Source organism: Hyphomicrobium denitrificans 1NES1 (assembly GCF_000230975.2).
Classification (GTDB): domain Bacteria; phylum Pseudomonadota; class Alphaproteobacteria; order Rhizobiales; family Hyphomicrobiaceae; genus Hyphomicrobium_B; species Hyphomicrobium_B denitrificans_A.
Window position 1 is genome coordinate 2,143,564 of sequence record NC_021172.1, and the last position, 25,165, is coordinate 2,168,728.

22 protein-coding genes are annotated in these 25,165 nt (G+C 61.4%); 8 read left to right on the forward strand and 14 right to left on the reverse strand.

Annotated features, from left to right (window positions below):
* Positions 1-150 precede the first annotated feature (150 nt).
* From ilvC to HYPDE_RS10300, 10 genes are all read right to left on the reverse strand, one after another.
* Positions 151-1,170, reverse strand: coding sequence for a ketol-acid reductoisomerase (gene ilvC, locus HYPDE_RS10250; protein WP_015598372.1), 1,020 nt, complete (start codon positions 1,168-1,170; stop codon positions 151-153).
* Between the two features lie 247 nt (positions 1,171-1,417).
* Positions 1,418-1,975 (reverse strand): acetolactate synthase small subunit, encoded by a 558-nt coding sequence (gene ilvN / locus HYPDE_RS10260; protein ID WP_015598374.1) that lies wholly within the window; start codon positions 1,973-1,975, stop codon positions 1,418-1,420.
* Positions 1,976-1,982: 7 nt separating this feature from the next.
* A complete protein-coding gene (locus HYPDE_RS10265; RefSeq protein WP_015598375.1) occupies positions 1,983-2,657 on the reverse strand; it encodes a glutathione S-transferase family protein in 675 nt (224 codons plus the stop codon).
* Positions 2,658-2,659: 2 nt separating this feature from the next.
* Positions 2,660-3,184 carry a hypothetical protein gene (locus HYPDE_RS10270; protein WP_015598376.1) on the reverse strand — a complete coding sequence of 175 codons (525 nt, stop codon included), beginning with the start codon at positions 3,182-3,184 and terminating at the stop codon, positions 2,660-2,662.
* Positions 3,181-4,947 carry an acetolactate synthase 3 large subunit gene (locus HYPDE_RS10275; RefSeq protein ID WP_015598377.1) on the reverse strand — a complete coding sequence of 589 codons (1,767 nt, stop codon included), beginning with the start codon at positions 4,945-4,947 and terminating at the stop codon, positions 3,181-3,183. The genes HYPDE_RS10270 and HYPDE_RS10275 overlap by 4 nt, the downstream gene beginning before the upstream one ends.
* 97 nt (positions 4,948-5,044) lie before the next feature.
* On the reverse strand, positions 5,045-5,977 hold the full coding sequence (gene miaA / locus HYPDE_RS10280; protein ID WP_015598378.1) for a tRNA (adenosine(37)-N6)-dimethylallyltransferase MiaA: 933 nt from the start codon (positions 5,975-5,977) through the stop codon (positions 5,045-5,047).
* 75 nt (positions 5,978-6,052) lie between these two features.
* Positions 6,053-7,330 (reverse strand): carbohydrate porin, encoded by a 1,278-nt coding sequence (locus HYPDE_RS10285; RefSeq protein WP_015598379.1) that lies wholly within the window; start codon positions 7,328-7,330, stop codon positions 6,053-6,055.
* Between the two features lie 298 nt (positions 7,331-7,628).
* The gene (locus HYPDE_RS10290) at positions 7,629-8,273 is read right to left on the reverse strand and encodes a hypothetical protein (protein WP_051111992.1); all 645 of its coding nucleotides are present in this window, start codon (positions 8,271-8,273) and stop codon (positions 7,629-7,631) included.
* A 181-nt stretch (positions 8,274-8,454) separates the two neighbouring features.
* Complete coding sequence (locus tag HYPDE_RS10295) at positions 8,455-10,401, reverse strand: ABCB family ABC transporter ATP-binding protein/permease (protein WP_015598381.1); 1,947 nt, start codon at positions 10,399-10,401, stop codon at positions 8,455-8,457.
* 35 nt (positions 10,402-10,436) lie between these two features.
* Positions 10,437-11,861: a LysM peptidoglycan-binding domain-containing protein gene (locus tag HYPDE_RS10300; RefSeq protein WP_244437597.1), complete on the reverse strand. Its 1,425-nt coding sequence runs from the start codon at positions 11,859-11,861 to the stop codon at positions 10,437-10,439.
* 308 nt (positions 11,862-12,169) lie between these two features.
* Between HYPDE_RS10300 and HYPDE_RS10305 the strand changes: the two genes are divergently transcribed.
* Positions 12,170-12,817 carry a TIGR00730 family Rossman fold protein gene (locus HYPDE_RS10305; protein WP_244437599.1) on the forward strand — a complete coding sequence of 216 codons (648 nt, stop codon included), beginning with the start codon at positions 12,170-12,172 and terminating at the stop codon, positions 12,815-12,817.
* 46 nt (positions 12,818-12,863) lie between these two features.
* On the opposite strand, the gene HYPDE_RS10310 is transcribed toward HYPDE_RS10305, so the two are convergent.
* Complete coding sequence (locus tag HYPDE_RS10310; protein ID WP_015598384.1) at positions 12,864-14,960, reverse strand: acyltransferase family protein; 2,097 nt, start codon at positions 14,958-14,960, stop codon at positions 12,864-12,866.
* Positions 14,961-15,113: 153 nt separating this feature from the next.
* Between HYPDE_RS10310 and meaB the strand changes: the two genes are divergently transcribed.
* Positions 15,114-16,091 (forward strand): methylmalonyl Co-A mutase-associated GTPase MeaB, encoded by a 978-nt coding sequence (gene meaB / locus HYPDE_RS10315; RefSeq protein WP_015598385.1) that lies wholly within the window; start codon positions 15,114-15,116, stop codon positions 16,089-16,091.
* 16 nt (positions 16,092-16,107) lie between these two features.
* Here meaB and HYPDE_RS10320 read toward each other — a convergent pair whose 3' ends face one another.
* The gene (locus HYPDE_RS10320) at positions 16,108-17,589 is read right to left on the reverse strand and encodes an APC family permease (RefSeq protein WP_041320329.1); all 1,482 of its coding nucleotides are present in this window, start codon (positions 17,587-17,589) and stop codon (positions 16,108-16,110) included.
* 321 nt (positions 17,590-17,910) lie between these two features.
* On the opposite strand from HYPDE_RS10320, the gene HYPDE_RS10325 reads away from it, so the two are divergent.
* Positions 17,911-18,153, forward strand: coding sequence for a CDGSH iron-sulfur domain-containing protein (locus tag HYPDE_RS10325; RefSeq protein ID WP_015598388.1), 243 nt, complete (start codon positions 17,911-17,913; stop codon positions 18,151-18,153).
* A 145-nt stretch (positions 18,154-18,298) separates the two neighbouring features.
* Here the strand turns inward: HYPDE_RS10325 and HYPDE_RS10330 are convergent, their stop codons facing one another.
* A complete protein-coding gene (locus HYPDE_RS10330; protein WP_015598389.1) occupies positions 18,299-18,502 on the reverse strand; it encodes a hypothetical protein in 204 nt (67 codons plus the stop codon).
* A gap of 412 nt (positions 18,503-18,914) precedes the next feature.
* Here HYPDE_RS10330 and purB point away from each other — a divergent pair, with 412 nt between their 5' ends.
* The 4 genes from purB (at position 18,915) to HYPDE_RS10350 (ending at position 23,904) form a co-directional block, all read left to right on the forward strand.
* Positions 18,915-20,222: an adenylosuccinate lyase gene (purB, locus tag HYPDE_RS10335; RefSeq protein WP_015598390.1), complete on the forward strand. Its 1,308-nt coding sequence runs from the start codon at positions 18,915-18,917 to the stop codon at positions 20,220-20,222.
* Between the two features lie 142 nt (positions 20,223-20,364).
* Positions 20,365-21,135: a phosphatase PAP2 family protein gene (locus HYPDE_RS10340; RefSeq protein ID WP_015598391.1), complete on the forward strand. Its 771-nt coding sequence runs from the start codon at positions 20,365-20,367 to the stop codon at positions 21,133-21,135.
* A gap of 103 nt (positions 21,136-21,238) precedes the next feature.
* Positions 21,239-22,396 (forward strand): glycosyltransferase family 2 protein, encoded by a 1,158-nt coding sequence (locus HYPDE_RS10345; protein ID WP_015598392.1) that lies wholly within the window; start codon positions 21,239-21,241, stop codon positions 22,394-22,396.
* Positions 22,396-23,904, forward strand: a complete 1,509-nt coding sequence (locus tag HYPDE_RS10350; RefSeq protein WP_015598393.1) for an ArnT family glycosyltransferase — start codon at positions 22,396-22,398, stop codon at positions 23,902-23,904. The genes HYPDE_RS10345 and HYPDE_RS10350 overlap by 1 nt, the downstream gene beginning before the upstream one ends.
* Positions 23,905-23,914: 10 nt before the next feature.
* On the opposite strand, the gene HYPDE_RS10355 is transcribed toward HYPDE_RS10350, so the two are convergent.
* Complete coding sequence (locus HYPDE_RS10355) at positions 23,915-24,403, reverse strand: ferritin-like domain-containing protein (protein ID WP_015598394.1); 489 nt, start codon at positions 24,401-24,403, stop codon at positions 23,915-23,917.
* 138 nt (positions 24,404-24,541) lie between these two features.
* Here HYPDE_RS10355 and HYPDE_RS10360 point away from each other — a divergent pair, with 138 nt between their 5' ends.
* Positions 24,542-25,126 (forward strand): RBBP9/YdeN family alpha/beta hydrolase, encoded by a 585-nt coding sequence (locus tag HYPDE_RS10360; RefSeq protein ID WP_015598395.1) that lies wholly within the window; start codon positions 24,542-24,544, stop codon positions 25,124-25,126.
* Positions 25,127-25,165: the final 39 nt, after the last annotated feature.

The window sequence follows — 25,165 nt, forward strand, 5'->3', positions numbered from 1 at the left end:
CTTATGCGGCGGAAGAGACAAAAACAAATCCGTCCGAAAGAAAGCGGAGGGAGAACACACGAAGCACCTGAACAAAAGATCACGCGGCGGATAGCAATCCGCCGCGTGATTTATTCGATTAGCCCTTATGCGCGTCGAGACGTGCGAAGATCAGTTCTTGCCCTTATCGACGAGCTTGTTCTTGGAGATCCAAGGCATCATGCCGCGAAGCTTGGCGCCGACTTCCTCGATCTGATGGCTGTCGTTCAAGCGTCGCGTCGCCTTGAAGCTCGGCTGGCCGGCTTTGCATTCGAGCATCCAGTCGCGCGTGAAGCGGCCCGACTGAATGTCGGCGAGAACCTTCTTCATCTCGGCCTTCGTTTCCGGCGTGATGATGCGCGGGCCCGTGCGGTACTCGCCATATTCAGCCGTGTTCGAGATCGAGTAGTTCATGTTGGCGATGCCGCCCTCGTAGATGAGGTCGACGATCAACTTCACTTCATGCAGGCATTCGAAGTAAGCCATCTCCGGCGCGTAGCCCGCTTCGACGAGCGTCTCGAAGCCGTTGCGGATCAACTCGACGAGGCCGCCGCAGAGGACCGCCTGCTCGCCGAAGAGGTCCGTTTCGCATTCCTCGCGGAACGTCGTCTCGATGACGCCCGAGCGGCCGCCTCCGATTGCGGAGGCATAAGAGAGAAAGAGATCGTGGGCGTTGCCGCTCTTGTCCTGATGCACCGCGATCAGGCACGGCACGCCGCCGCCCTTCTGATATTCGCCGCGCACCGTGTGGCCGGGGCCTTTCGGCGCCACCATGCCGACGTCGAGATCGTCGCGCGGCTCGATCAGATTGAAATGCACGTTGAGGCCGTGCGCGAACATCAGCGCCGCGCCCTTCTTCATGTTGGCGGCGAGATGGTCCTTGTACATGTCGGCCTGAAGCTCATCCGGCACCAACACCATGATGACGTCGGCCCACTTGGCGGCGTCGGCCACTTCCATGACCTTGAAGCCTTCCTTCTCCGCCTTCTGCGCGGAGGCCGAACCTTTGCGAAGCGCGATCGCAACGTCCTTGACGCCCGAGTCCCGAAGGTTCAGCGCGTGCGCATGGCCCTGGCTGCCGTAGCCGACGACGGCGACTTTCTTCGACTTGATGAGATTGATGTCGGCATCACGATCGTAATAGACGCGCATGGGCGGCCTTTCGGGTTCCCCGGTCGGAATCGACGGTCGGGCTGGGTTGAAGCGGGACGCGATAGATAGCGCCCAGAAATATGGCCGGAACCTACTCAGATCGCCCCGCCGTTTCAACGGGCATCGCGTGCGCGAACGGACGCGGGCGGCGCTCGACGGCGGATTTGAAAGCCCGGAAGGGCCGAGCAATCATTAACTGAAATCTTGTATAGGCCGGGACCTTGCTGGATGCTCCCTACTCAAAAATCTAGTGGCCTCCGGGACCGCGCCCGATGGCGGCGATGCCGGTACGGGATACTTCGGCGAGCCCTAGCTCGATCATGAGATTGAGGAAGGTCTCGATCTTCGACGGCTTGCCTGTCATCTCGAAAACGAAGTGCTCGGTCGAGGTGTCGACGACCCGGGCGCGGAAGATTTCGGCGATGCGCAGCGCCTCGATCCGCTTCTCTCCTTTGCCGACGACCTTGATGAGCGCCAACTCGCGCTCGATGGCATCGCCTTCTTCCGTCAGATCGCGCACGCGGTGCACCGGCACGAGCCGCTCGAGCTGATGCTTGATCTGCTGCAGCACGGCCGGCGTTCCACTCGTAATGACTGTGATCCGCGACAGATGCTTCTCGTGCTCGACCTCGGTCACGGTCAGCGAGTCGATGTTGTAGCCGCGCCCGGCAAAAAGGCCGATGACACGAGCCAGAACGCCCGGCTCGTTGTCGACGAATATCGACAGCGTACGGGAGACGACCTCCTGTTGGCGCGAAGGGCTTGGATAGTGGGATTGTTTCTGCGGCTCGGCCATGGCGATCATCTCGACGTCAGACGTAGCTTTCGATGAGCGTGTGTCCCACCGAATAATCCGGAATTCTCCAAGATTCATTGAATGCACTCGTGCGCCATTCAGTAAAGACCGGATGGGCGAGCATCGTATCCATGTAGGCGCGCGTCGCCTCGCGCACGGGGACGCCATAGGTCTCGAAGCGCGTGACGATCGGGAGGTACATGGCGTCAGCCCCCGTGAAGGTTCCAAAGAGATACGGTCCTCCGCCGCCGAAACGATTGCGGGCTCCGGACCAGATGTCTTCGATGCGGTCGATGTTGGCCTGGAGCGAGTCGGTCAGCGGGGGCGTCGCGAAACGCGCACCCAGATGCATCGGACAGGCTTGGCGCAGGGGCTGGAATCCGCCGTGCATTTCGTTTGCGATTGCGCGAGCGTGGGCGCGCGCCCTGACATCGCGCGGCCAGATGGCCCGATCGGGAAAGGATTCGGCCAGGTACTCGACGATGGCCATGCTCTCCCAGACGACGACGTCGCCGTCGACGAGGACGGGAACTTTGCCAGAAGGAGAGTATTCCAGAAGCCGTTCACGGCTGTCCGGCTGGCGCAGCGGAATGACGATTTCTTCAAACGGAATATCGAAGGCCTTCAGCACCGCCCACGGGCGCAGCGACCACGACGAATAAAGTTTGTTGGCGACGACGAGCTTCAGCATGTTCAGCGTGCATCCTGGGCGTCTGCATCGCCGGGTTTGCGTGGCGGAAACGCGGATTTGATGAAGATCGGCATGCCGTTCTTATCGACGAGCTTGCGGAATGCCTCGGCTTCCTTCGTCGATATGTTGTATTGCTTGAATGCAGCCACGAACCTTTGCCCCATGCCGTTGGCGATATCTTCCGGCGCCGGAACACCCATGCGCACGCGCTCGGCTTGCGGAATTCGTGCGTAGATTCGCGCCAGCACCTGGGAGTGCATGTAATCCTGGGCCATGCAGGACTCGAGGCCTTGCGTATATTTGCTCGACAGCATCTGCGTGCGATAGCAGGCATCGAGAAACTTCAAGACGCCCGCCGAACCCTCGCGCTTATGAAGATCGGCGAGCCGCTTCGCTGCATCCTTGACGTTGGCGACGTGGTCCCACGTCTCCTTGGCGAGCGAAGGAACCGGAGCCGCCGCGACCGCGCCGAATAAGAGCGCGGCCAGAAGACCCCAGAAACCGCAGCGTGTCGCGATGTGTTTCACACCAACACCTTGCCTTCATCACCGATTGCGCGCTCGACGTCTTCATCTGACACGTGTTCGCCGAGCAGCATTTCGTTATGAGCCTTGCCCGATGGGATCATCGGGAAGCAATTGGCGAGCTTCGCCACGTGGCAGTCGAAGATGACCGGCCCCTTCGTATTGATCATCGTCTCGATCGCGTCGTCGAGGTCGGCGGGATGATCGCAGCGCATGCCGGTCCAGCCATACGCATCGGCAAGCTTCACGAAATCCGGAAGGGCTTCCGTATAGCTTTCCGACAGCCGGTTGCCGTGCAGAAGCTGCTGCCATTGGCGCACCATGCCCATGTATTCGTTGTTCATGACGAACACCTTCACGGGCAGCCTGTACTGCACCGCCGTCGAGCACTCCTGAATGTTCATCAGGATCGAAGCGTCGCCCGCCACGTCGACGACGAGCGACCTCGGATGCGCAAGCTGCACGCCGATCGCGGCCGGCAGCCCGTATCCCATCGTTCCAAGTCCGCCCGACGTCATCCAACGGTTTGGCTCCTCGAAGTGGAGGAATTGCGCGGCCCACATCTGGTGCTGGCCGACCTCGGTCGTGAAGTATGTGTCGCGATCCTTCGTCAACTCGTAAAGACGCTGGCACGCATACTGCGGCATGATCATGTCTTTGGAATTTTTGTAGGCAAGCGATTTTTTTGCGCGCCAGCCGTCGATCTGCTTCCACCATGCCTTATGCGCCGCCTTGTCGAGCACCGGCGCTTTGGCTTTCCAGATCTTCAGCATCTCTTCGAGCACATAGGCGCAATCGCCCACGATCGGGATATCGACCTGGATATTCTTGTTGATCGATGAGGGATCGATGTCGACATGGATTTTCTTCGAACCCGGCGAGAATGCGTCGATGCGGCCCGTAATGCGATCATCGAAGCGGGCACCGATGTTGATCATCACATCGCAATCATGCATCGCGAGGTTGGCTTCGTAGGTGCCGTGCATTCCGAGCATGCCGAGCCATTGCTTATCGGAAGCGGGATAGGAGCCAAGCCCCATCAGCGTCGAAGTGATCGGGTAGCCCGTCATGCGCACGAATTCGCGCAGGAGCTGGCTCGCCTTCGGACCCGAGTTGACGACGCCGCCGCCCGTATAGAACACGGGTTTCTTGGCGGCTGCGATGACATCAACGGCTTCGCGCACGGCCGATTGATCCGGCTTCAGGTGCGGACGATAAGTCTTGTGCTGGATGTTGGACGGGCCGACATAATTGCCGGTCGCGAACTGCACGTCCTTCGGGATATCGACGACGACGGGCCCTGGACGGCCGGTACGCGCGATATGAAACGCTTCATGCAGCACGCGCGCCAGATCGTTGACATTCTTCACGAGCGTGTTGTGCTTCGTGCAGGGACGCGTGATGCCGACCGTATCGCACTCCTGAAACGCGTCGTTGCCGATCAAATGCGTCGGCACCTGTCCGGTAATACAGACGAGCGGAATCGAATCCATGAGCGCATCGGTCAGACCCGTCACCGCATTTGTTGCGCCCGGGCCCGAGGTCACCAGACACACGCCGACCTTGCCGGTCGAGCGGGCGTAGCCTTCGGCAGCATGCAGGGCGCCACCTTCCTGGCGAACGAGGATGTGGCGGATCTTCTCCTGCTGAAAAAGCTCGTCGTAGATCGGCAGGACGGCGCCGCCCGGATATCCGAAAATCAGCTCAACGCCCTGGTCCGCGAGCGCCGTCAGAACGATCTCGGCGCCCGTCATCGTACGTGCCATCTGGCAAACTCCTTCACCCGCCCGTCGGCCGGCTCTTTGAAGCCTTTGAAAGTTGCGGAAACGTATGCAAACGCAGCCTAGACCGTCAATGCTAACCCTAAATAAATGCGAAAATATCGCGGCTTTGACTTTCCATATATTGCTTTGTAACGTGTTTCCAAGAAATCATGTAACGTCGATGCCAAGTTTCCTGGCGTTTAATGTATTGGCGCGTCTCAGCCTTGGCGGCCTCGGCTGCAGCGCCCAGCGCGCTCTCGCCCTTGACGACTGACAGGAGCGGCCGAACGCCGATGGCACGCATAGCCGGCAAATCCGGATCGAGTCCCAGGGCCGCGAGCGCGCGCACCTCCTCGATGGCGCCCGCCGCTATCATCCGGTCGAAGCGCGTATCGGCGCGGGCGTAAAGCTCCGCACGGTCGAGCGTCACCAGAAACCGGACGGCCTCGGCTTCATTGACGACCGGCACACCCCGGACCTTCTGCCAGTGCGCGAGCGAGCGGCCCGTCTGCTCGAGCACTTCGAGCGCCCGCACGATGCGCTGCGTATCGGCCGACGCTAGGCGTTCCGCCATTTGAGCGTCGCGCGCCATGAGTTCGCCGTGGAGGTCAGCCGCTCCGCGCCGCTCGGCTTCGGCGCGCCAATGCTCTCGAATTTCGGGATCAATGGGCGGGATCGGCGACAGGCCTTCGATCAAGGCTTTGAAATAGAGCCCAGTACCGCCGACGATGACGGGCCGCTGTCCCGCCTCGCGCGCCTTGGCGATCGCGTCCGTGACATCGGCAATGAAGCGGCCGGTCGAGTAGGCCGCGGCGGCTGGCACGAAGCCGTAAAGCATGTGCGGGACACGCGCCTCTACGTCGGGCTGCGGCCGCGCCGTCAGAATCGAAAGCTCGCGGTAGACCTGCATGCTGTCGGCGTTGATGATGACGCCGCCGACGTACTCGGCGATCGCGAGTGCCAGCGCCGACTTGCCGCTCGCGGTCGGCCCGGCGATCAGGACAGGCGCGGATTTGTTTCTGGCGTCGCTCATGGAAACGCCTCCTAGCGCAGCCAGATAGACTTCACCACAAGGCGAGTTTCAAAAAAGGATCGTATCCGGCCGGGTTTAGTAACTGATCCTGGCGCGCGCTCCGAACACCGCCGCGTGGCCGACTTCCTGTACGGCTCCCGGATTCCAGAAGTACTGGAAGTCCGGCTGCAAGGTGATACCCGGCCTGATATGGGCCGTATAGTTGAGCTCCAGCACGGATTCGAACGTTCTGGAGAAATCGATCTCGTCCGGAGCGTATCGCAAGGCGTCGCTGGATATCTGGCCGTATCCGAAGGCAGCACCGAAGACATCCTTGGAGCGACCCGGCACGAACCCGGAGAACAGGATACCGGTATCGAAATACATGTCCATCAGACTGTGATTTTCAGGACTTCCGGAGACGCGGCCGAAGATGCTGACGCTCTGATTGTCGCCGTTCTTCCAGATCTGCTGATCGACGATCGCATAGAGTCCAGAATCCTGACTGACAGGTTCCTTGGTCCTGAAGTTGAAATAGATGCCGTCGGGGGCGTCGAACTGCCTCCAGCCGCCGACCTTAACCGTTCCCGGCAGGCCGACGTCGTATTTGAAGGCGCCCTCGACGAGCAACAAGGCGCCGTCGCCGAAGCGGAAGTCGACGCCGTGCCTGTTGCTCTTTTGAGGATCCGCGGCATCCGGGTTCGCGGGGCTGCCGTTGAAGATACCCGCCAGAATAGTGAGATTGTCGTTCGGGGTGTAGGCGACGCTAGCACCCATGGACGTCAGCGGATAGGAGGGACCACCCTGCACCATATTGGTCGCCAGAATGCCGGCCCAGCCGAAGGTGCCGTTGAAGAAGACGGCAGACGTATCGCTGATGAAGAACTCGGTGTCGGCAGCAATCGAGCCGAACCTGAATTTCAACTTATCGTCGAGCAGCGACTGTTCGAGCCACAGTTCGTCGAGGCGCAGCGCCTCAAGACCTTCAAGGTTGCTGACCGCAAATGCGCTGCCGGTGTTCGTCGTCGGGCCAATGCCGTGGACGTAGAAGGCGTTGGCGTGAATGGCCGCACCCTTCCAGCCGAAGAGCCTTTCGAGGTCGAGATCGACGTAGCCCTCAACAAGGCCGTTATAGGTCAAGCTGCGCGATACGCCGCCGGAAGCGACGTTGTAATATTCGCCGGTGTAGTTGATGCCGTACCTGATACCCGCGGCCGCCAAAGATGCACGAGCGGCGTCGTACGGTAACTCTTGCGCGATCGATTCTTCCGGAACGCCAGTGTCCGGCTTGTCTTCGGCCCGCGCCCCCGCAGCTGCCCAGAGCGACGCGAGCGCCACTGCCGACACGGCGCCAGCTTTCAACATCGACCTCATTCAACTCCCCCAATGCGCCTCGGCAAGGCACCGACTCAGACACTCAAGCTTCAATATCCGTCCAGGGACGGCAAGCTGCCCCAACGCTGTCATCCGCACAACAAATTAGTTTACCTTATCAGTCAACATTTGAGTGGCGAAATCGGCCGCCGTTGAAACTTCCGGTGGGAAGCTGTTGCCGCCTTGCAATAGAAGCGGGGATGCCGCCCATCCTCATACGCAGCTGGCGCGAAAATTCGCCAATTTGCCGCGGAGAATGGACGGCATTTAGCAGACGCGTACGCAGGCAGATAGCCGCTTATTCCCGCAGTACGCGAGGCAGCTCAAGGCCGGTCCACCGACGCCACCTGTCTGCGATGCGCGGTTTCATGCGTGCCCAAGCCCGCGTCAATTCGAGCTTGACGCGGGTTTTGACCATCCGCCCATAACGCCAAACCCACGACGCGCGAATTTGCGCGAACAGAGCGTCCTTCCACGGCACGAACCAGTCGTAGGCGCGCGCGAACCACGCGATCCGCATCAGGGCCGGCTTGGTCAGGATGAAGATGCGCGCAATCAGCGCGGTCGAAGCCAGCTTGGCTCCCAGGAACAGCAGCGTCGCCGTTGCAAAGTGATTGTTGGCCAATAACCAAACCGCGACGAACTTCAGCGGCAGCAGCAGCGTCGTCGGAAGCGCGATGGTGAAAAGCGCCGCATAGGGCGGCAGGCCTGCGACCCAGCGTTCGACGGCCGCGATGGGAGCGTATTTCGCGAGATGGGCGATGAAGTCCGAAAGCGGCCGCCATCCCCATTCTTCGAACAGGACGATCAGCGCGGCAATGACGTTCAGCGCAGTGATGATCGGCCCCCGCGCGATGGACCAAGCCGTCCGCAGCAGTTCACGAATCACCCACAGCACGATCACGGCTGCGCGCCGGATCGCGAGCCAGGCTCGTTTTGTCATTCCGATGAGATCTTCAGAGTGCAAGCGTTTGTCTTCCGTCAGGCTCAGTCATAGTCCGCAGTCTACCAGCGGCAAGAGCAGCGGGGATAAGTTTCCGCGAACTTTTTCCGAACGGCGGTATTTGCGTGCAGTCGGACCCGTCAATGGGAGCCACATAGGTTAGATCCCCCCGGTCGCGGGGTCACGACGATTGCACGGGCTCAAGCAAAGCGTCGTCTTCTGCGCGCCGTCGCTCACCTGCTTCCTCCAGTGCGAGCGCAAGTTCTTCGCGCGCTTTCTCCGCCTGACGCTGGCGTGCCCACAGACTTGCGTAAAGCCCGTGCTTGGTAATCAACTCGGCGTGCGTTCCCTGTTCGACGATGCGGCCGGCTTCGAGCACCAGGATCGTATCGGCGTGGATGATCGTCGAGAGACGGTGTGCGATGACGACCGTCGTCCGGTCTTTCGAAACGCGATCGAGCGCATCCTGAATTTCCTTTTCCGTATGGCTGTCGAGCGCACTCGTCGCCTCGTCGAGGATCAGGATCGGCGGCGCCTTCAGAATCGTTCGCGCAATGGCGACGCGCTGCTTCTCGCCGCCTGACAATTTGAGGCCGCGCTCGCCGACCATCGTGTCGTAGCCCTCGGGCAGCGTTTTCACGAAATCGTCGATCTGCGCCATCTTGGCGGCGGCGATGACTTCTTCGTCCGTCGCGTCGTGGCGGCCGTATTTGATGTTGTAAAAGATCGTATCGTTGAACAATACGGTATCCTGCGGCACGACACCGATGGCGGCACGCAGCGAAGCCTGCGTGACGTCGCGGATGTCCTGTCCGTCGATCGTGATCCGACCGCTCGTCACATCATAGAAACGCAGCAGCAATCGGCTGATGGTCGATTTTCCAGCGCCCGACGGGCCGACGATCGCCACCATCTTCCCCGCCGGCACCTCGAAGGAAACGTCCTCCAAAATCTGGCGCTCGGGATCGTAGGAAAAGCCGATGTGCTCGAAGCGGATCGTGCCGCCGTCGATTTCGAGAAGCTTCGCGCCCGGCCGGTCCGCAACCTCGGGATTCTGGTCGAGCACTTCCATCATCCGCTCGATGTCGGTCAGGCCCTGCTTGATCTCGCGATAGACCATGCCCATGAAGTTCAGCGGCATGAAGAGCTGCAGCATCAGCAGGTTCACCATCGCGAAGCGTCCGACCGTCGAACTGCCGGCGAGCACATCGTTGGCCGACATGACGAGGCAAATCGTCAGCGCGATGGTGAAGATGATCGCTTGGCCTGAGTTCAAGACGGCGAGGGTCGTGTAGGTTTTGATGCTCGCCTTTTCATACTGCGCCATCGATTTGTCGTAGCGCTCGGCCTCGCGCCGTTCGGCGCCGAAGTATTTCACCGTCTCGTAGTTCAGCAGGCTGTCGACCGCTTTCGTGTTGGCGTCCGTGTCGCTTTCGTTCATTACGCGGCGGATCTTCAGCCGCCAGTCGGTCGCGCGGATCGTGAACCAGAGATAGCAGACGATCATCGTGACGATGGTCACGATGTAGCGCCAGTCGAACTCGAAGGCGCAGACGATGATGATCATGAAAAATTCGACGATGGTCGGGATGAGCGTCATCAGCGCCATGCGGCTGATGTTTTCGATCCCCGTCCGGCCGCGTTCCAGAACGCGCGTCAGTCCGCCCGTCTTGCGTTCGAGATGAAAACGCAGCGACAGCCGATGCATGTGGTCGAAGGTTGCGAGCGCCAACGTCCGGACGGCGTGCATCGCGACGCGTGCGAACATTCCTTCGCGCACCTGCATCAGCAGCGACATCACGATGCGCGCCAGGCCGTAGAAGATGCACGCGAGGATCGGCGCGCCGATCAGCCACGGCAGCGTCTGGTTCGTCGGAACGTGTCCGCCCGTCGCGGCGACAAGGGCGTCGGTCGCCCACTTCAATGTAAACGGAACGCCGACCGTTACCGCCTTCGCCATGACAATCATCACAAGCGAGCCGACGACGGTGCGTTGCAGATCGGGCCGGTCGCGCGGCCAGATATAAGGCCACAGCGCTCTCAGAACCCGTCCCGTTTCGGTCGACGGCCTAAGGCGCGCAAAAAGAAATCCGCGGCCGGCGGCACCGTTGAATTGTCCTTGCTGCATCGCGTTGAAATAAGATCAGTACCCGCGAATGTCCATCATCGGCGGCGCGGAACGAAGATGCGCTGGCAGGGATAAATCAGGTTCGGATTACGAATAATCGAGCGATTGGCGTGATAGAGACGCCAGTAAAGCCGACCTGCCCGGTAATGCCGCCTCGAAATCCGCCATAGGGTGTCGCCGCTCTGAACCGTGTAATGCCCCGGCGGCATGATGCGTCGCCCCGCGAAGCGGCAGCGCGGCGCTCGCCTGATCCAGCGCCTGACGACCGGGCCACGTGCCAATCTGCGGGATGCGACCTTGATCCTGGCCGAGCGAGGCGGCGGCGCTTGTTTGAGGTCGGCGTCCGACTCCACTCCCGAGGTCGTACCGGGAAGTTTCTGCGATTCAGCCGAGCCCGGTTCGGGAACCGGCGGAGGCGCCGCTGAGGCGTCCGGCTGTTGCTGGGTCTTCTCCGCCTCGACAGCTGCCGTGCGCTGACGCTCCTCCGCGGCCTTCTCGGCCGCAAGCTTGGCGCGCTCGTCCTCAAGACGCTTCGCCTCATCCGCCTTACGTTGTGCTTCTGCCGCCTGACGCTGTGCCTCAGCGCGTGCGGCTTCGGCTTCGAGCCGCTCGCGTTCCTGTTTGGCTTCAGCCGCTTTGCGCGCTTCTTCGACTTGCTTTGCTGCCTCGGCTGCTTTGCGCTCGTCCTCGACGCGCTTTGCTTCTTCAGCCGCCTTGCGTGCTTCTTCCTCCCGCTTCGCCTCTGCGGCCTGCCTGGCTTCTTCGGCTTTACGAGCTTCTTCGATCCGTTTCGCTTCCTCGGCCTGTCTCGCCTCCTCGGCCAGCTTGCGTGCTTCTTCTGCGCGCTTTGCTTCCTCGGCAATTTTGCGTTGTTCTTCGGCCCGTTTTGCTTCTTCCGCGGTTTTGCGAAGGTCTGCTGCCTGCTTGGCTTCCTCCGCCTTGCGAGCCTCTTCGATACGTTTCGTCTCCTCGGCAGCCCTGCGCGCTTCCTCAGCCTTTTTGGCTTTCTCGGCCTTCAGCGCTTCTTCCGCGCGTCTCGCAGCCTCTGCGGCTTTCGCGTCCTGGTCTTTCACGTCCTCAAGCTTCCGGGCGATCGAGTCCTTGTCGACAGCCAAACCTCCGGGCACAGGCGTCGAGAGCCGCGGAATGACCGTCGCCTGGAATTCGCGATTGGCGCGCGCCAGCCAATCCTGAACGCGGTCGGCAATCCCGAGACCTTCGACCGGCTTGTCCTCACTGTGAGGTTTCGCAGTTTCGACCGGCGGCGCCGGGTTCGGCTTGATCGTCACGCCACCCGCGTCGGCCATCCTGACGACCGGTCCGGAGACCACCGCGGCGGCGGGGTCGATCCAGGCCGCTTCGACTTCTCCGACCGTCGCAATGTCGTCCTTGAAAAGCTGCGTTGGCAGTAGGGCGGCATCGAGGGGAAACGGCGTCAGAAGCACAACCAGGGCGGTCATGAAGAAGCCTCCCGCCCGCATGACCGCGGCGGCTGTTTTCTGCGTAGAAACGGCTGGTTGTCCGGATTTCATAACAGCGCCTTGCAAGTCGATTATCGAGCTAAGCACACCTCCGCGCCCGGAGCCAATACGGGACAGGAGTTGTTCGCACCCATTGTACCCGTTCGGCCACCCGCTACGCGGCAACGCATCAACCACGCCCCCAAAAAAGCCTCCATCGAAGCGCTGCGATGCTCTGGTGACCTCGGCACCGGCTTCTTAAATTAAGGGAATCGATGACTGAAAGCGGAATGCGAATGAACGGAATCATGAAAACGGCGGTGGATACGCCTGCCGCTGCCACCAAGCTTACCCTGGCGTCTCCCATCCAAGGCGTGTGCGTTTATTGCGGTTCAGGCAAGGGGCTCGATTCGGCTTATGCAGTTGCCGCGAGAAAGCTCGGAAAGGCGTTCGCCGACAACGGCATCCGCCTTGTGTACGGCGGCGGCAGCCTTGGCCTGATGGGCGAGGTTGCCCGCGCGACGCTCGGAGGCGGCGGCAAGGTGACCGGCATCATTCCCGATTTTCTCGGGGCGCGCGAAATGATGCTGAAGGACGTCGACGAGCTGATCGTCGTCGAGAGCATGCACGTGCGCAAGCAGCTGATGTTCGACCGCGCGGATGCGTTCGTTGCGCTACCCGGCGGGATCGGAACGCTCGAAGAGCTCGTCGAGCAGCTTACCTGGTCACAGCTCGGGCGGCATTCGAAACCGATCGTCGTTGCCAACATCAAAGGCTTTTGGGATCCGTTCCTGAAGCTGCTCGAACACATGAAGGGCGAGACGTTCATCCGGGCAGGTCTCGACGTGCACTTCAACGTCGTCGACCAAATCGAGGACGTCGTGCCGACGATCTTTGAGGCTATGGAGAAGCATCGCGCCAACGGAGCCGAGCCTCCGGTCCTGAAGCAGTTCTGAAGGCAGCCTTGCAAGCGGCTGTAGTGGATCTCAATGCCCGAGGCGGTCAGGGTACTGCCGTGGACGGTCCTGTGCCGGATAGCGTAGCGAGCGGCTTGCGATCGCCGGAAGCTTTAGCGCTGCCGTTCGAGGACGCATCGGAAAACACTTGCGCAATGATACCGCTGATTGCGGCGGCACCCGTGCGGTTCAAATGGTTCGTGTCGCGATAGAGCGGTGCACCGTCCTTGCTGTAGTGACACACCTTATCATCGCACAGCGCGCTGTGCGGATAGACGACGCGCACATTTGGAACCGCCTCCAGCCGCTGCAAGACGGGTAGAACGTGGCGCTGTCGATTGAGAAACATCGCAAGCGTCGGTTCCGGCGGCAAAGATTGCCCCCAGGCGTAATGACGAGCGAAGGCTGCGGCTATGTTGTCAGTCTGCTCGGGTATCGGGCCAAGCAGGACGACTTCCCGCCCCTTGGCAGCGATGCGCTTCACCGTTGCCTCAAGCAGCGCGGAAAAGACCGGTGCGTTGTCCGAGCGCGGACCAGGACTTAGAAGAAATACTTCTCTGCCGTCGTTCTCGCCCTCGGCATACATCGCCCATCTCGCGACTATGACGACACGGCGGACGTCCGGCGCCATCACCCGTTTCATCAGTTCGTCGACCGACGTATGGCAATGATTGTTTTTGGGAGCGCCGTAGAATACGGCGTCCGCCAAAGGCGGACAATTGAGATAGCTAGCAATGATGATGGCCCGATCGTGAGCGGCACCGTAGGCCGCGACGCTTGAGAGCAGCGCAGTTGCATGACTGTCGCCCCAAAGAACCGTATCGGCAGCGACGTCCGAAGCGCCGACTAGGCAAGCGGGAGCCGGCCAACCCCTCGCAACGCGATGAGAAGCGCAAGACGGACCCTTGCCCGTACCCCATTCGGCCAGGAGCGGCCGAATGTCATTCGGCCAATTATGAAACCACCCCGGGCGGTTCGTGAGCCAAAACGCGAGAGACGCCAGCAACGCGATCGACAATGCCGCCGAGGCGAAGGCTGATCTCGGCGGATTGCGGAGTCGGCTTTGGCGGAACGGCTGCTCGACAAACCGCCAGGAGAGCGCGCCGAGAGCGGTGCTTGCGGCTGCGAATGCCAGCCCGACCGAAAGATGCCCGGTGGCCTCGCCCTGCCAGACGTCCGGAAAGCGGTAGCGGACGAGCACCATCAGCGGCCAATGCCAAAGATAGATGGAATAAGATACGAGCCCGATGCCGACGGCCGGCGGCAAGGACAGGAAGCGCGCGACCACGGTCGGTGGCGCGCTCGTCTCGCTGCCTGCATAGATCACCAGCACCGCGCCGAGGCAAAGCGGCACGGCGGCGATGCCTGGAAACGGCGTCTGGTTGGTGAAGTAAAAATAGCCGAACAGGATGAGTGCGATGCCCGCCGCCGCCGCCGACTCGCGCAGCACGCGCGACGCGAAGCGAGGAGCCACGCCCAGTGCGAGGAGCACACCCGCGAGCAGCTCCCAGATGCGCGTCGGGGTCACGAAGAAAGCCCGCTCCGGACGGAGATCGACCTGGCGGACGCTGTAGGCGAAAGACAGAAGCGCGATGAGCACGAGAACCGCCACAGCGGCGTCGCGGCGCCAGCGATAGACGACAGCAAGCAACAGCGGAAAGGCGAGGTAAAACTGCTCCTCGACGCTCAGCGACCACGTGTGAAGCAGCGGCTTGCCCGTCGCGGGTCCGTTGAAATAGCCGGTCTCGTGCGCGAAAACGTAGTTCGATGTCGAGGTCGCGACACCGAGCAGACTACGGCCATAGGCCTTGAGGTCGACGGGAAACAGGACTGCCGCCGCGAACAGCGTCGTGACTACCGCCATGACGACAAGCGCAGGCAAAATTCGGCGGATGCGACGGACATAGAATCCGGCGAGAGAAAACGATCCGACATCGAGCTCGGATTTGATGATCCCTGCGATCAGGAAGCCGGAAATCACGAAGAATATATCGACGCCGCCGTATCCGCCGGGTACGCCAAGGCCGAAGTGGTAAGCGACGACGCCTGCAACGGCCAAGCCGCGCAGCCCGTCGATATCGAGGCGATGCGTTTTCGCTGCAAAGCTTCTGGTCTGGACGGTCCCCCGACCCCTGTTCGACATCCTTCATCCTGTATCCGCCGCCTGCCCTCGAAGTTGACACCGCGGCGACGGACATCCCCCCTCAAACGACTCCCATGTGGTAAAATACTCCGCAATAAGCCGCAATTTAGGCTCAGCCGTTGCACTTGCCCTCCTTCCCACTTATCAGCGCGTATGATGAAAACCGATGAGAAAACACTTGCCCCCGTCGCGCGCATTGCGGACGCCGATGTGCCGGGCATGATCGAACGCATGCGCAATGGCGAGCGGCGCGCCATCGCGAGCGTGATTACTGAGCTCGAACGCCTGTCGGCCGCGGCGCCGGCGCTGCTCAGAACGCTGCAGCCGCACCTGGGACACGCTCTCGTCATCGGCTTCACGGGTCCGCCGGGCGCGGGCAAGTCGACGCTCGTCAACGCGATCATCACGCAGCTCAGGAAGCACGGGCGGACCGTCGGCGTCATCGCGGTCGATCCGTCGAGCCCCGTCTCGGGCGGGGCCATTCTCGGCGACCGCATCCGGATGACCGCGGCGCTCGACGACGACGGCGTGTTCGTGCGCTCGCTCGCATCGCGCGGCTACCTCGGCGGTCTGTCGCCAGCGGCCGTGCGCATCATCGACGCGCTCGACGGCGCGGGCTTCGACATCGTACTGCTCGAAACGGTCGGCACGGGGCAGAACGAGATCGACGTTGCCGAAGTTGCCGATATCCGTGTCGTCATCGCGGCACCGGGGCTTGGCGACGACATCCAGGCCATGAAGTCCGGCCTCCTTGAGATCGCGGACGTGATCGTCGTCAACAAGAGCGACCGGCCGGGGGCCGAGCAGACGCTGCAGCAGCTCGTCGGGGCGCTCTCGATCCGTGCGACAATGGCTGAGAAAATTCCGGTCCTGAAGACGAGCGCCATCAACGGCGACGGCGTGCCGAAGCTCATCGAGACGCTGGATCAGCTCGGCGGCAAAGTCCGCACGCAGGAACCGTTGAACCGCAGGCGCCGCCGCGCCCGGTATCTGATCGCGCGCGCAGCTTCCGACATCGTCGCCAACCGCATCAAGGCGGGTGGCAAGGGCAGCCTCGACACGCTTGCCGATTCCGTTCTCTCCGGTACGATGACGCCGCACGCCGCCGCAACGCGCCTGCTCGAAGATTAGCGGCGTCGCGCGTGCTTCAAGCCATCGCAAGCTTGCTGCGCCGGATCGAGTAGCCGAAATAGATGACCAGCCCGACTGCGAGCCAAACGATGAAGCGCAGATGCGTTTCGTAGGGCAGGAAGGCGATCAGTGCGCCGCACGACAAGATACCCAGGAACGGCAGCATGATACCACCCGGCGTCTTGAACGGACGCGGCATGTCCGGGTGCGTGATGCGGAGCGCGATGACGCCTCCGCAGACGAGAACGAAAGCCGCCAGCGTGCCGATGTTGACGAGTTCCGCAAGGACTCCGAGCGGGATGAAACCGGCCATGATCGCCATCACGGTGCCGGTAATAACGGTCGTCCGCACGGGCGTGTGGGTTCGCGGATTGACTGCCTCGAAGAATGCGGGAAGCAGGCCGTCGCGCGAAACGCCGACGATGATGCGCGTCAAGGCATAATAAAGGACGAGCATCACGGTCGTCAGTCCGGCGACGACGCCGGTCGCGACGAGACCTGCGGCCGTGTTGTAGCCAATACGCAGCAACGCTTCCGATGCGGGCGATGGGACGTTCAGGACGCTGTAGGGCACGATGCCGGTCATCAACGCGGAGACGATGACGTAGATGAGCGTGCAAAAGATCAGCGCTGCAAGAATCCCGATCGGGACGTCGCGCTGCGGTTGATAGGCTTCCTCGACCGCCGTCGATACCGCGTCGAAGCCGACGTATGCAAAAAACACGATCGAGGCGCCTGCGAGAACCCCTATGGGCCTGCTGCCGTCGTGGCTGAACCACCCGAACGGCAGGAACGGCGACCAGTTGTCCGGATTGACGTTGAAGACAGCGACGCCGATGAAGATGGCAATCGCGATGAGCTTGATGACCACGGCCGCTGCATTGATGCGGGCGCTTTCCTTGACGCCTATGATCAGCAAAAGCATCAGAAGCAGGATAATGCTGGCCGCCGGCAGATTGATGATGCCGCCGGCACCGGCGCCCTTCACGTCTGGGGCATTCGGATCAAAGCCGAACCATTGCAGTGCACCTCCAAGGTGCTCGTTCCACGCCAGCGCGCTCGGGCCTCGCGTCAGGGCATCCGGCAGTCCGATGCCCATCGACGTCAGAGCGTTGTTGAAATAGCCGGACCAGCCGTTGGCGACGGCTGCGACCGAGACGCCGTATTCGAGGATCAGGTCCCAGGCGATGATCCAGGCGATGAGCTCGCCGAAAGCCGCGTAGCTGTAGCCGTAGGCGCTGCCGCAACCGCCGACGCTCGACGCCAATTCGGCATAAGACAGGGCGGCAAAGCCACAGGCGATCCCAGCGACGATGAAGGAGAGCACTACTCCGGGTCCCGATTGGACCGCAGCAGCGTGCCCGGTCAGCACGAAAATGCCCGTGCCGATGATGGCACCGACCCCGAGCAACGTGAGATCGAGCGCACTCAGGCATCGCTTCAGCCCGAACTCGGAATTATCGTAGGCGACGGCCTTTTTTCGAAAAAGATTGGCCATGTTTGCGCGCTCCCCTAATCCCTTCGCATTGCCTGGTACCGGCTGAGCGCCTTTTGGAACGCCGGCCGGTGCTGCGCCCTCCCGGCATCCCCCCGTAGATTCTGCGCGAGGGGAGCTTCGCGCAGCCATTAACGGATGTCCACAACTCGAGTGCTTACGATTGGGGCTGCGCCTAGAACCTGGGCATTCCCGCCCAATCGGGAAGCTGCCCGAGACAGCCCGTCCACTTGCCCGAGGCCGCCAAACCCGATAGCCACTTTTGAAGAGTTCAAAAACGCGCCGCTTCGCGGAGCGCTCCGAGGCGGCAGGGGAGGTTCAACGATGTCGGATGAGGCAATCGTCGCTCAAACGGGCCCGTACCAAGTCGAGCTGACAGAGGGTCAAGAGTACTGGTATTGCCGCTGCGGACGCTCGAAGACACAGCCGTTCTGCGACGGCTCGCACGAAGGCACAAGCTTCGTGCCCCTACAGTTCACCGTCGATCACACGGGAACTTTCAATATTTGCGGCTGCAAAGCGACCGACGACGAGCCGTTCTGCGACGGCACCCACAACGTTCTCTGACGCTCTCCACCACTTCGGCCCCGTTCACGACAACCCTGACCGGTTGCCATGATGCCGGTCAATCGGAGAACCCCAGAAGGCGACGCCCGGCTTGAGCCGAGCCACGCAGATTATTCCGTGCGCGCCGGAGTTCGAATGGAATGTATCAACGCCCTTGCGAGGCGTGCATGCATTCCGTCAGCAGACGTTTTTCCAGTCTCGACAGCTCGTCCGGTACAGCCTGCCCCGAGCGTCGAAATTCGGTAATCCGCTTTTTAACGAGTGCGTAGCATTGGCGAGGATCGTCGTCCGACTGTTCCATCTGGTGGACCAGCTCAGCGAAGTCGCCGCTGCCCATCTGTTGTGCCATATCCCTAGTGTCTCCCGCTCCATTTCCAGAAAGGCATTTCGAGGTTCCCAACTCCTCGACATTCCTTTCGACTCACTAGTCTTCAATTTAGGCGCGCCGATCCGCGAATTAAATGCGGTATTAAAGTGAATGATCGACGAATTGAGCGACTGTGACCTAGCTGCCGTGAATACAAGCTGAACGGACGACGGCAGTCCCCTGCGCCCAACGCGCGCATCTACCCAAGCGTTCGTGGCGGCAGGCTGGCGAGAATTGGATCCTGCTTTCACAAATTATTGCAGAGCATTAGCTGCGGAGCAGCGCACGGCCGCTCGCTGCGGACATCTATAATTCACCGAAAATCGGCTCAATTGATTGATGCACCGTTGCCGCTCTGCTACGCCTCCCGCGCCGCATCAAGGATTTACCTCTCATGATCCCACGCTACTCCCGTAAAGAAATGACCTCGATCTGGGACCCCGAAACGCGCTTTCGGATCTGGTTCGAGATCGAAGCACACGCTGCAACGGCAAGCGCCGAAATCGGCCTTATTCCGAAGGATGCGGCAAAAAAAATATGGGAAAAGGGCTCGGCCGCGGCATTCGACGTGGCGCGAATTGACGAAATAGAGGCCGTAACTAAACACGACGTTATTGCATTTTTGACGCACCTTGCGGAATTCGTCGGCCCCGAAGCTCGTTTCGTCCACCAGGGCATGACGTCATCCGACGTCCTCGATACCTGCCTCAACGTCCAGCTTGTGCGCGCCGCCGATATCATTATCGGCGACATCGATCGTCTGCTGGCGGCGCTTAAGACGCGTGCTTACGAATTCAAGGACACGGTCACGATCGGGCGCAGCCACGGCATCCACGCCGAGCCAACGACGTTCGGCCTCAAGCTCGCTTTTGCCTATGCCGAGTTTCAGCGCGCCCGGGGGCGCATGGTCGCCGCACGGAAGGAAGTCGCGACGTGTGCCATTTCCGGTGCCGTCGGCACATTCGCGAACATCGATCCGCGCATCGAGATGTACGTCGCACAAAAGATGGGGCTGACGCCTGAACCCGTCTCTACGCAGATCATTCCCCGCGACCGCCACGCCATGTACTTCGCGACGCTCGGGGTCGTCGCCTCGAGCATCGAGCGCCTTGCGATTGAAATCCGCCACCTGCAAAGAACGGAAGTTCTCGAAGCTGAAGAGTATTTCTCGCCGGGACAAAAAGGCTCGTCGGCGATGCCGCACAAGCGCAATCCCGTCCTTTCCGAGAACGTGACCGGTCTCGCCCGACTCGTCCGGGGTTACGCACTACCCGCGATGGAAAACGTGGCGCTGTGGCACGAACGCGACATCTCGCACTCGAGCGTCGAGCGGATGATCGGTCCCGACGCGACGGTGACTCTGGACTTCGCGCTGAACCGGCTCGCCGGGATCATCGAGAAGCTCGTGGTCTATCCCGAGAACATGAAGAAGAACCTCGACAAGCTAGGTGGCCTTCATAATTCCCAACGCGTGCTGCTGGCGCTGACCCAAGCCGGTGTCAGCCGCGAGGATGCCTACGCCCTCGTGCAGCGGAACGCGATGAAAACCTGGGAACAGGGCAAGGACTTCCTCGTCGAACTCAAGAACGACAAGGACGTCACGGCCAAAGTCCCGGCCGCAAAGCTCGAGGCGATGTTCGATCTCGATTATCACACCGCTCACGTCGACACGATCTTCAAGCGCGTCTTCGAGACAGGCTGAGGCGCGGCGCACGCTGATTTCCGTCGGCGCGTCCGCCCGGCAACGTCATCCAAGGTTTACCGAAATGTAGTGGAAGCGACACACCGATGTCATGTCGGCTGACGAGTTTGCGGGCCGATAGGGAGCGGTGGGGGCTGTTGCTATGTTGGCGCCGAAAGTCAGTTTCGGGCCGGAGGGCCATTGGGATGCTTACGAAACGGCGGAGCATCCTGCCGTTTCTGCCCATGCCATGATCAGAGGAGCGCTCTCAGTTGGCGCGGCTGCCCTCCTTCTGTTTCTCGTCGTACCTGGTCTCGATACGGCGGTCACGCGCGTCTTCTATGACGGCACACATCACTTCATCGGCAATAGCTCGCCGGTGTTTCGCACATCCCGCGACGTGTTCAATATCGTCCTTTATCTAACGTGCGCCGCGACCGTTATCGGACTCTTCGTGGCCTGGCGGTCAGCCGGGCCGTGTCTCGGGCTCGTGTTCAATAAATGGTTGTTCCTGGCGCTTTGCCTGATCATCGGGCCCCTCGTCGTGTCCAATATCGGGCTCAAGGACCATTGGGGCCGCGCGCGTCCGCGGGACGTCATTGAGTTCGGTGGCGCTAAAGCGTTCACGCCGGTCTTTCCGCCTTCAAACCAATGCGACTACAATTGCTCGTTCGTATCGGGCGAAGCATCGTCCATTTACGTCATATTTTTCGCGGCGGTATTCCTGTTGAGACGGCACGCTCGAAGGATGATTGCACTCGGTATCATCTTCGGCAGTCTCTCCGGGCTGACGCGCATTGCCCAGGGCGGGCATTTCCTTTCCGACGTCGTATTTGCAGGAGTTTTCATGGCGCTGACGGTCGCGTGCCTTCAGCTCCTTTTCGAGACAATCCGGGAAGCGGACGGCGCGGAGATCGCGGAGCCCGCGGCGTGACGCGATGTTTCCAGTCTGCCCCAACTGTGTTGATCTTCCAGGCGGTCGAGCGTAATCGGACGCACCACCGGCGTGCAGAGACCGCAGGCACAAGGACACGATCATGACGCCGCGGCCCAGACCGGACACATTCTCGACAACCGACGTCCGCGGTCCGACCCACGATGCGCCGGTCGGACGGCCGCGTCTTTCGATCGTCGTGCCAACCTACTGCGAAGCCGAGAACGTCGCTCCAACGATCACTGCCATCGATGCCGCGCTTACCGGTATTTCGTGGGAGATCATCTTTGTCGATGACGACAGCCCCGACGGGACGGTCGAAACCGTCCGGTCGTTCGGTGAGCATGACGGCCGCGTGCGCGTCATCCGACGCATCGGACGGCGCGGACTTGCGGGCGCGGTCATCGAGGGCATGCTCGCGTCCGCCGCCGATACGGTGGCCGTGATCGACGCCGATCTGCAGCACGATGAAAAGCTGCTGCCGAAGATGCTCGAAAACATCGAAGCGGACCAGGCGGATCTCGTCATTGCAACACGCTACGCGCAATCGGGCGCTGCGGATGCCGGTTTCTCGAAGCTTCGCCAAAACGCCAGCACGTTCGCGACGCGCCTGACGAACCTGCTGCTCAGAACCAACGTCAGCGATCCGATGAGCGGCTTTTTCATGATCCGGCGCGATGCAATCGACAAAATCGCACCCAACCTGACGACGGGCGGATTCAAACTGCTGCTTGATATTCTCGCCTCGGCGCCGGCAGGGCTGAAGATCGCCGAGGTGCCGTATCAATTCCGTCCGCGTCAACTCGGAAAGTCGAAGCTCGATGCCCTTGTGATCGCCGATTTCCTCGGACTGCTGCTTTCCAAGCTTTCGGGCAACAGCATCTCGCCGCGCTTCTTCCTGTTCGCGTTCGTCGGCGCCACGGGCCTCGTCGTGCACCTCGCAACGCTCAGGGCCGCTCTGACCACGACACACATTCCATTCAACGCGGCGCAGCTCGCCGCGGCCTTCGTTGCGATGACGTCCAACTTTTTTCTCAACAACGCGCTGACGTTCCGCGACCGGCGCTTGACCGGCATCGGGGCGTTCAAAGGTCTGCTGTCGTTCTATCTTGTCTGCAGCGTCGGAACGCTCGCGAACGTCGGCGTCGCGGAGCTCATTTACCTGCGCGATGCAAGCTGGTGGCGCGCCGGCATCGCAGGCGCCTTGATGGCCGCGGTGTTCAACTATGCGGTCAGCTCCATGCTGACATGGAGAAAATAGTGCGGGATCTGCTCGACGGCTCGTCCGGCATTTCGGCGGCAGATGTCACGCGCGATGATCGCGCCGACAATGTCCTGATCGCAGCGGCCCTCGGCCTCTTTGTTATTCACGTTGTCATGGCGGCCGTGATGGGGCTCGTCGACGACGAGGCCTACTATCGCATCTGGTCGCTTGCGCCTTCGCTCTCCTATTACGACCACCCGCCGATGATCGCCTGGATGATCGGCGCAGGGCGCGTGCTTCTCGGCGATACGACTCTCGGCGTGCGGCTCGTCGCGCCTTTCTGCTATCTCGTCGGCGCGCTGGTACTTTGGCGTACGGCCGCTCTGTTCTACGGGCGGGAAGTCGCACGGACTGCAGTCTGGATTCTGCTCGCGATGCCGCTGCTTGCCGTCGGCGGCATTCTGATGACTCCCGATCTGCCGTCCGTGCTGTTTGCGGGACTGGTTCTTTGGGCGCTTGCCGAACTCGACCATTCGAAAAACGCAAACTGGTGGCTGGCGGCCGGCGTGTTCGCAGGGCTCGGCCTCTTGTCGAAATATACCAACCTGTTTCTCGGCGCGACGATCGTGCTCTGGCTGATTGCGACGCCGGAAAATCGCAGATGGTTCCGATTCCCGCAGCTCTGGATCGGCGGCTTCATCGCCGTGCTCGCGGCGATGCCGGTCGTCGTCTGGAATGCCGAGCACGATTGGGCATCGTTCACCAAGCAGTTCGGCCGCGTCGGCCATAGCGGTACGCTCGGCGCGCCGATCTACTTCGTTGAATTCATCGGCACGTTCCTGGCGCTGGCAAGCCCGATCATCGCCGTGCTGGCGATTACCGGACTGGCCCGCGTGGCACGCTCCACATTGCGCAACCGCAGGAGCGGCGATCTCCTGCTTACGGCCGCCATACTGCCGATGCTCGTTTACTTCGCCGTCCACGCGCTTCATGACCGCGTGGACGGCAACTGGCCCGCGCCCATTTATCCGCCGCTCGCAATTTGCGCGGCGCTCGCCATTCACGCGATCATGCCGGAGCAACGGCGCAAGGCAGTGTTTGCGTCGGCGCTTGCGTTCGGCTTTCTCGTGACGGGAGCGATCTATGCCGACGCGCTGCATCCGCTCCCCTTGTCGGCGCGCATGAAAGCCCCGACCGAGCAGATGCACGGATGGAACGAGCTTGGCGATGCGATCGAGCAGAAACGCGTCGAAGCGGGAGCAAGCTGGGTGGCGACGTCAAGCTATGCCACGACGGGTCAGGTGGCGTTCGCGCTCAACGGGCGCAGCGACGTCGCACAGCTCGACCAGCGCATCCGCTACGAGTTTCTGCCGCCCCTGCCCCCGGCTCTACTTCAGAAGCCGGTGCTTTACGTAGAACTCCAGCGGCGAGTCGATCTTCCGCTGCTCAAATCGAAGTTCCGTAACGTCGCTGAGGTCGGAACGCTTACGCGCAAGAACGGCACCCCAGCGGGCGCGACCTATAGGCTTTTCCTCGCGTCCGATCCGCTCGCGCCGCCGCTTTGAGCAAAGAAGCTTACGCCGCTTCCTTATTCAGGCGGCTTTCGGCGAGCTTTGTCAGCTTGTCGTCGGCGCCGTACTCTTCCTTCAACGTCTTTTCAAGGATTGTCGCGACGTCCTTATGGCCGAGCAGTTTGGCCCACGACACCAGCGTGCCATAGCGCGTAATCTCATAGTGCTCGGCGGCCTGTCCCGCCGCGATCATCGCCGCGTCGCGCGCGTCGGCATCCTTGATGTGGGACATCAGCGCTTCGCCTTCTTTCAGAATGCCCTTGATCGCCGGACATTCGGTCGCCTGAGACTTGCGGCCCAAGGTTTTGAACACTTCATCGAGCCGAGTGATATGTTCCTTGGTTTCCTCGCAATGTCCCATGAAGACCTTTGCCAATGCGGCCGAGTCGCAAGCCTTCGCCATTTTCGGGAGCATCTTCACGAGCTTGTTCTCAGCGTAATAGACGTCTTCGAGGGTGTGATTGAACAGGTCTTCGAGATTAGCGATCTTCATGGGGCGCTCCTGCCGCGACGGGGGTTGTTGATTGATGCCAAAGGGCAACGCGACCTAAGTTCCGCGGTTCCACGAGGACCGCTCAAAACAGCGTCCACCTCTTCCCTAGCTTTCAGGGCTCGGCTAAGCACGTCGCCGATGAAAACATCCGAAATCGACATTCTCCTCGTGCCGGGTTGGCAGAACTCCGGCGACGATCACTGGCAATCCCGCTGGGAGAGGAACCTCAAGACGGCGCGCCGCGTCATCCAGGAAGACTGGGACAACCCAAACGTTGAAGCATGGGGCGACCGCATGGCGAAGTTCGCGAGCGGGGCGACGCAGCCGGTCGTTGCCGTCGCCCATTCGCTCGGCGTGCCGGCCCTCGTCTATGCGGCCGACAAATTGAAGCGCAGCGGCGTCATCGGCGCTTTTCTTGTGGCGCCCGCCGACGTCGACTATGCGCAATTCTGGCCGGATACCGGTGGCAAACGGTGGCCGCCCGAGAAAGGTGCCGGCGGATTCGAGACAATGCCGGAACGGCGTCTGCCCTTTCCCGCGCATCTCGTTGTCGCCAACAACGATCTCTATTGCAGTTACGCACGCGCCGAACACTTGGCCGACAAGTGGGGCGCAACGCTGAGCGACGCCGGCGAGAGCGGCCATATCAACATCGCCTCTGGCCACGGTCCCTGGCCAGAGGGCTTGCTGCAGTTCGGGCAGTTTCTGAAAAAGCTCGGGTAGGCTGGAGACGTGGATGGCCGCCGCGGGGGGCGGCCATGT

Bases quoted from the DNA above. Each gene is read 5' to 3' on its own strand.
- ilvC (WP_015598372.1), bottom strand. From the start codon at position 1,170: ATGCGCGTCTATTACGATCGTGATGCCGACATCAATCTCATCAAGTCG.
- ilvN (WP_015598374.1), bottom strand. From the start codon at position 1,975: ATGATCGCCATGGCCGAGCCGCAGAAACAATCCCACTATCCAAGCCCT.
- HYPDE_RS10265 (WP_015598375.1), bottom strand. From the start codon at position 2,657: ATGCTGAAGCTCGTCGTCGCCAACAAACTTTATTCGTCGTGGTCGCTG.
- HYPDE_RS10275 (WP_015598377.1), bottom strand. From the start codon at position 4,947: ATGGCACGTACGATGACGGGCGCCGAGATCGTTCTGACGGCGCTCGCG.
- miaA (WP_015598378.1), bottom strand. From the start codon at position 5,977: ATGAGCGACGCCAGAAACAAATCCGCGCCTGTCCTGATCGCCGGGCCG.
- HYPDE_RS10285 (WP_015598379.1), bottom strand. From the start codon at position 7,330: ATGAGGTCGATGTTGAAAGCTGGCGCCGTGTCGGCAGTGGCGCTCGCG.
- HYPDE_RS10290 (WP_051111992.1), bottom strand. From the start codon at position 8,273: ATGACAAAACGAGCCTGGCTCGCGATCCGGCGCGCAGCCGTGATCGTG.
- HYPDE_RS10295 (WP_015598381.1), bottom strand. From the start codon at position 10,401: ATGCAGCAAGGACAATTCAACGGTGCCGCCGGCCGCGGATTTCTTTTT.
- HYPDE_RS10300 (WP_244437597.1), bottom strand. From the start codon at position 11,861: ATGACCGCCCTGGTTGTGCTTCTGACGCCGTTTCCCCTCGATGCCGCC.
- HYPDE_RS10305 (WP_244437599.1), top strand. From the start codon at position 12,170: ATGAAAACGGCGGTGGATACGCCTGCCGCTGCCACCAAGCTTACCCTG.
- HYPDE_RS10310 (WP_015598384.1), bottom strand. From the start codon at position 14,960: ATGTCGAACAGGGGTCGGGGGACCGTCCAGACCAGAAGCTTTGCAGCG.
- meaB (WP_015598385.1), top strand. From the start codon at position 15,114: ATGATGAAAACCGATGAGAAAACACTTGCCCCCGTCGCGCGCATTGCG.
- HYPDE_RS10320 (WP_041320329.1), bottom strand. From the start codon at position 17,589: ATGGCCAATCTTTTTCGAAAAAAGGCCGTCGCCTACGATAATTCCGAG.
- HYPDE_RS10325 (WP_015598388.1), top strand. From the start codon at position 17,911: ATGTCGGATGAGGCAATCGTCGCTCAAACGGGCCCGTACCAAGTCGAG.
- HYPDE_RS10330 (WP_015598389.1), bottom strand. From the start codon at position 18,502: ATGGCACAACAGATGGGCAGCGGCGACTTCGCTGAGCTGGTCCACCAG.
- purB (WP_015598390.1), top strand. From the start codon at position 18,915: ATGATCCCACGCTACTCCCGTAAAGAAATGACCTCGATCTGGGACCCC.
- HYPDE_RS10340 (WP_015598391.1), top strand. From the start codon at position 20,365: ATGTTGGCGCCGAAAGTCAGTTTCGGGCCGGAGGGCCATTGGGATGCT.
- HYPDE_RS10345 (WP_015598392.1), top strand. From the start codon at position 21,239: ATGACGCCGCGGCCCAGACCGGACACATTCTCGACAACCGACGTCCGC.
- HYPDE_RS10355 (WP_015598394.1), bottom strand. From the start codon at position 24,403: ATGAAGATCGCTAATCTCGAAGACCTGTTCAATCACACCCTCGAAGAC.
- HYPDE_RS10360 (WP_015598395.1), top strand. From the start codon at position 24,542: ATGAAAACATCCGAAATCGACATTCTCCTCGTGCCGGGTTGGCAGAAC.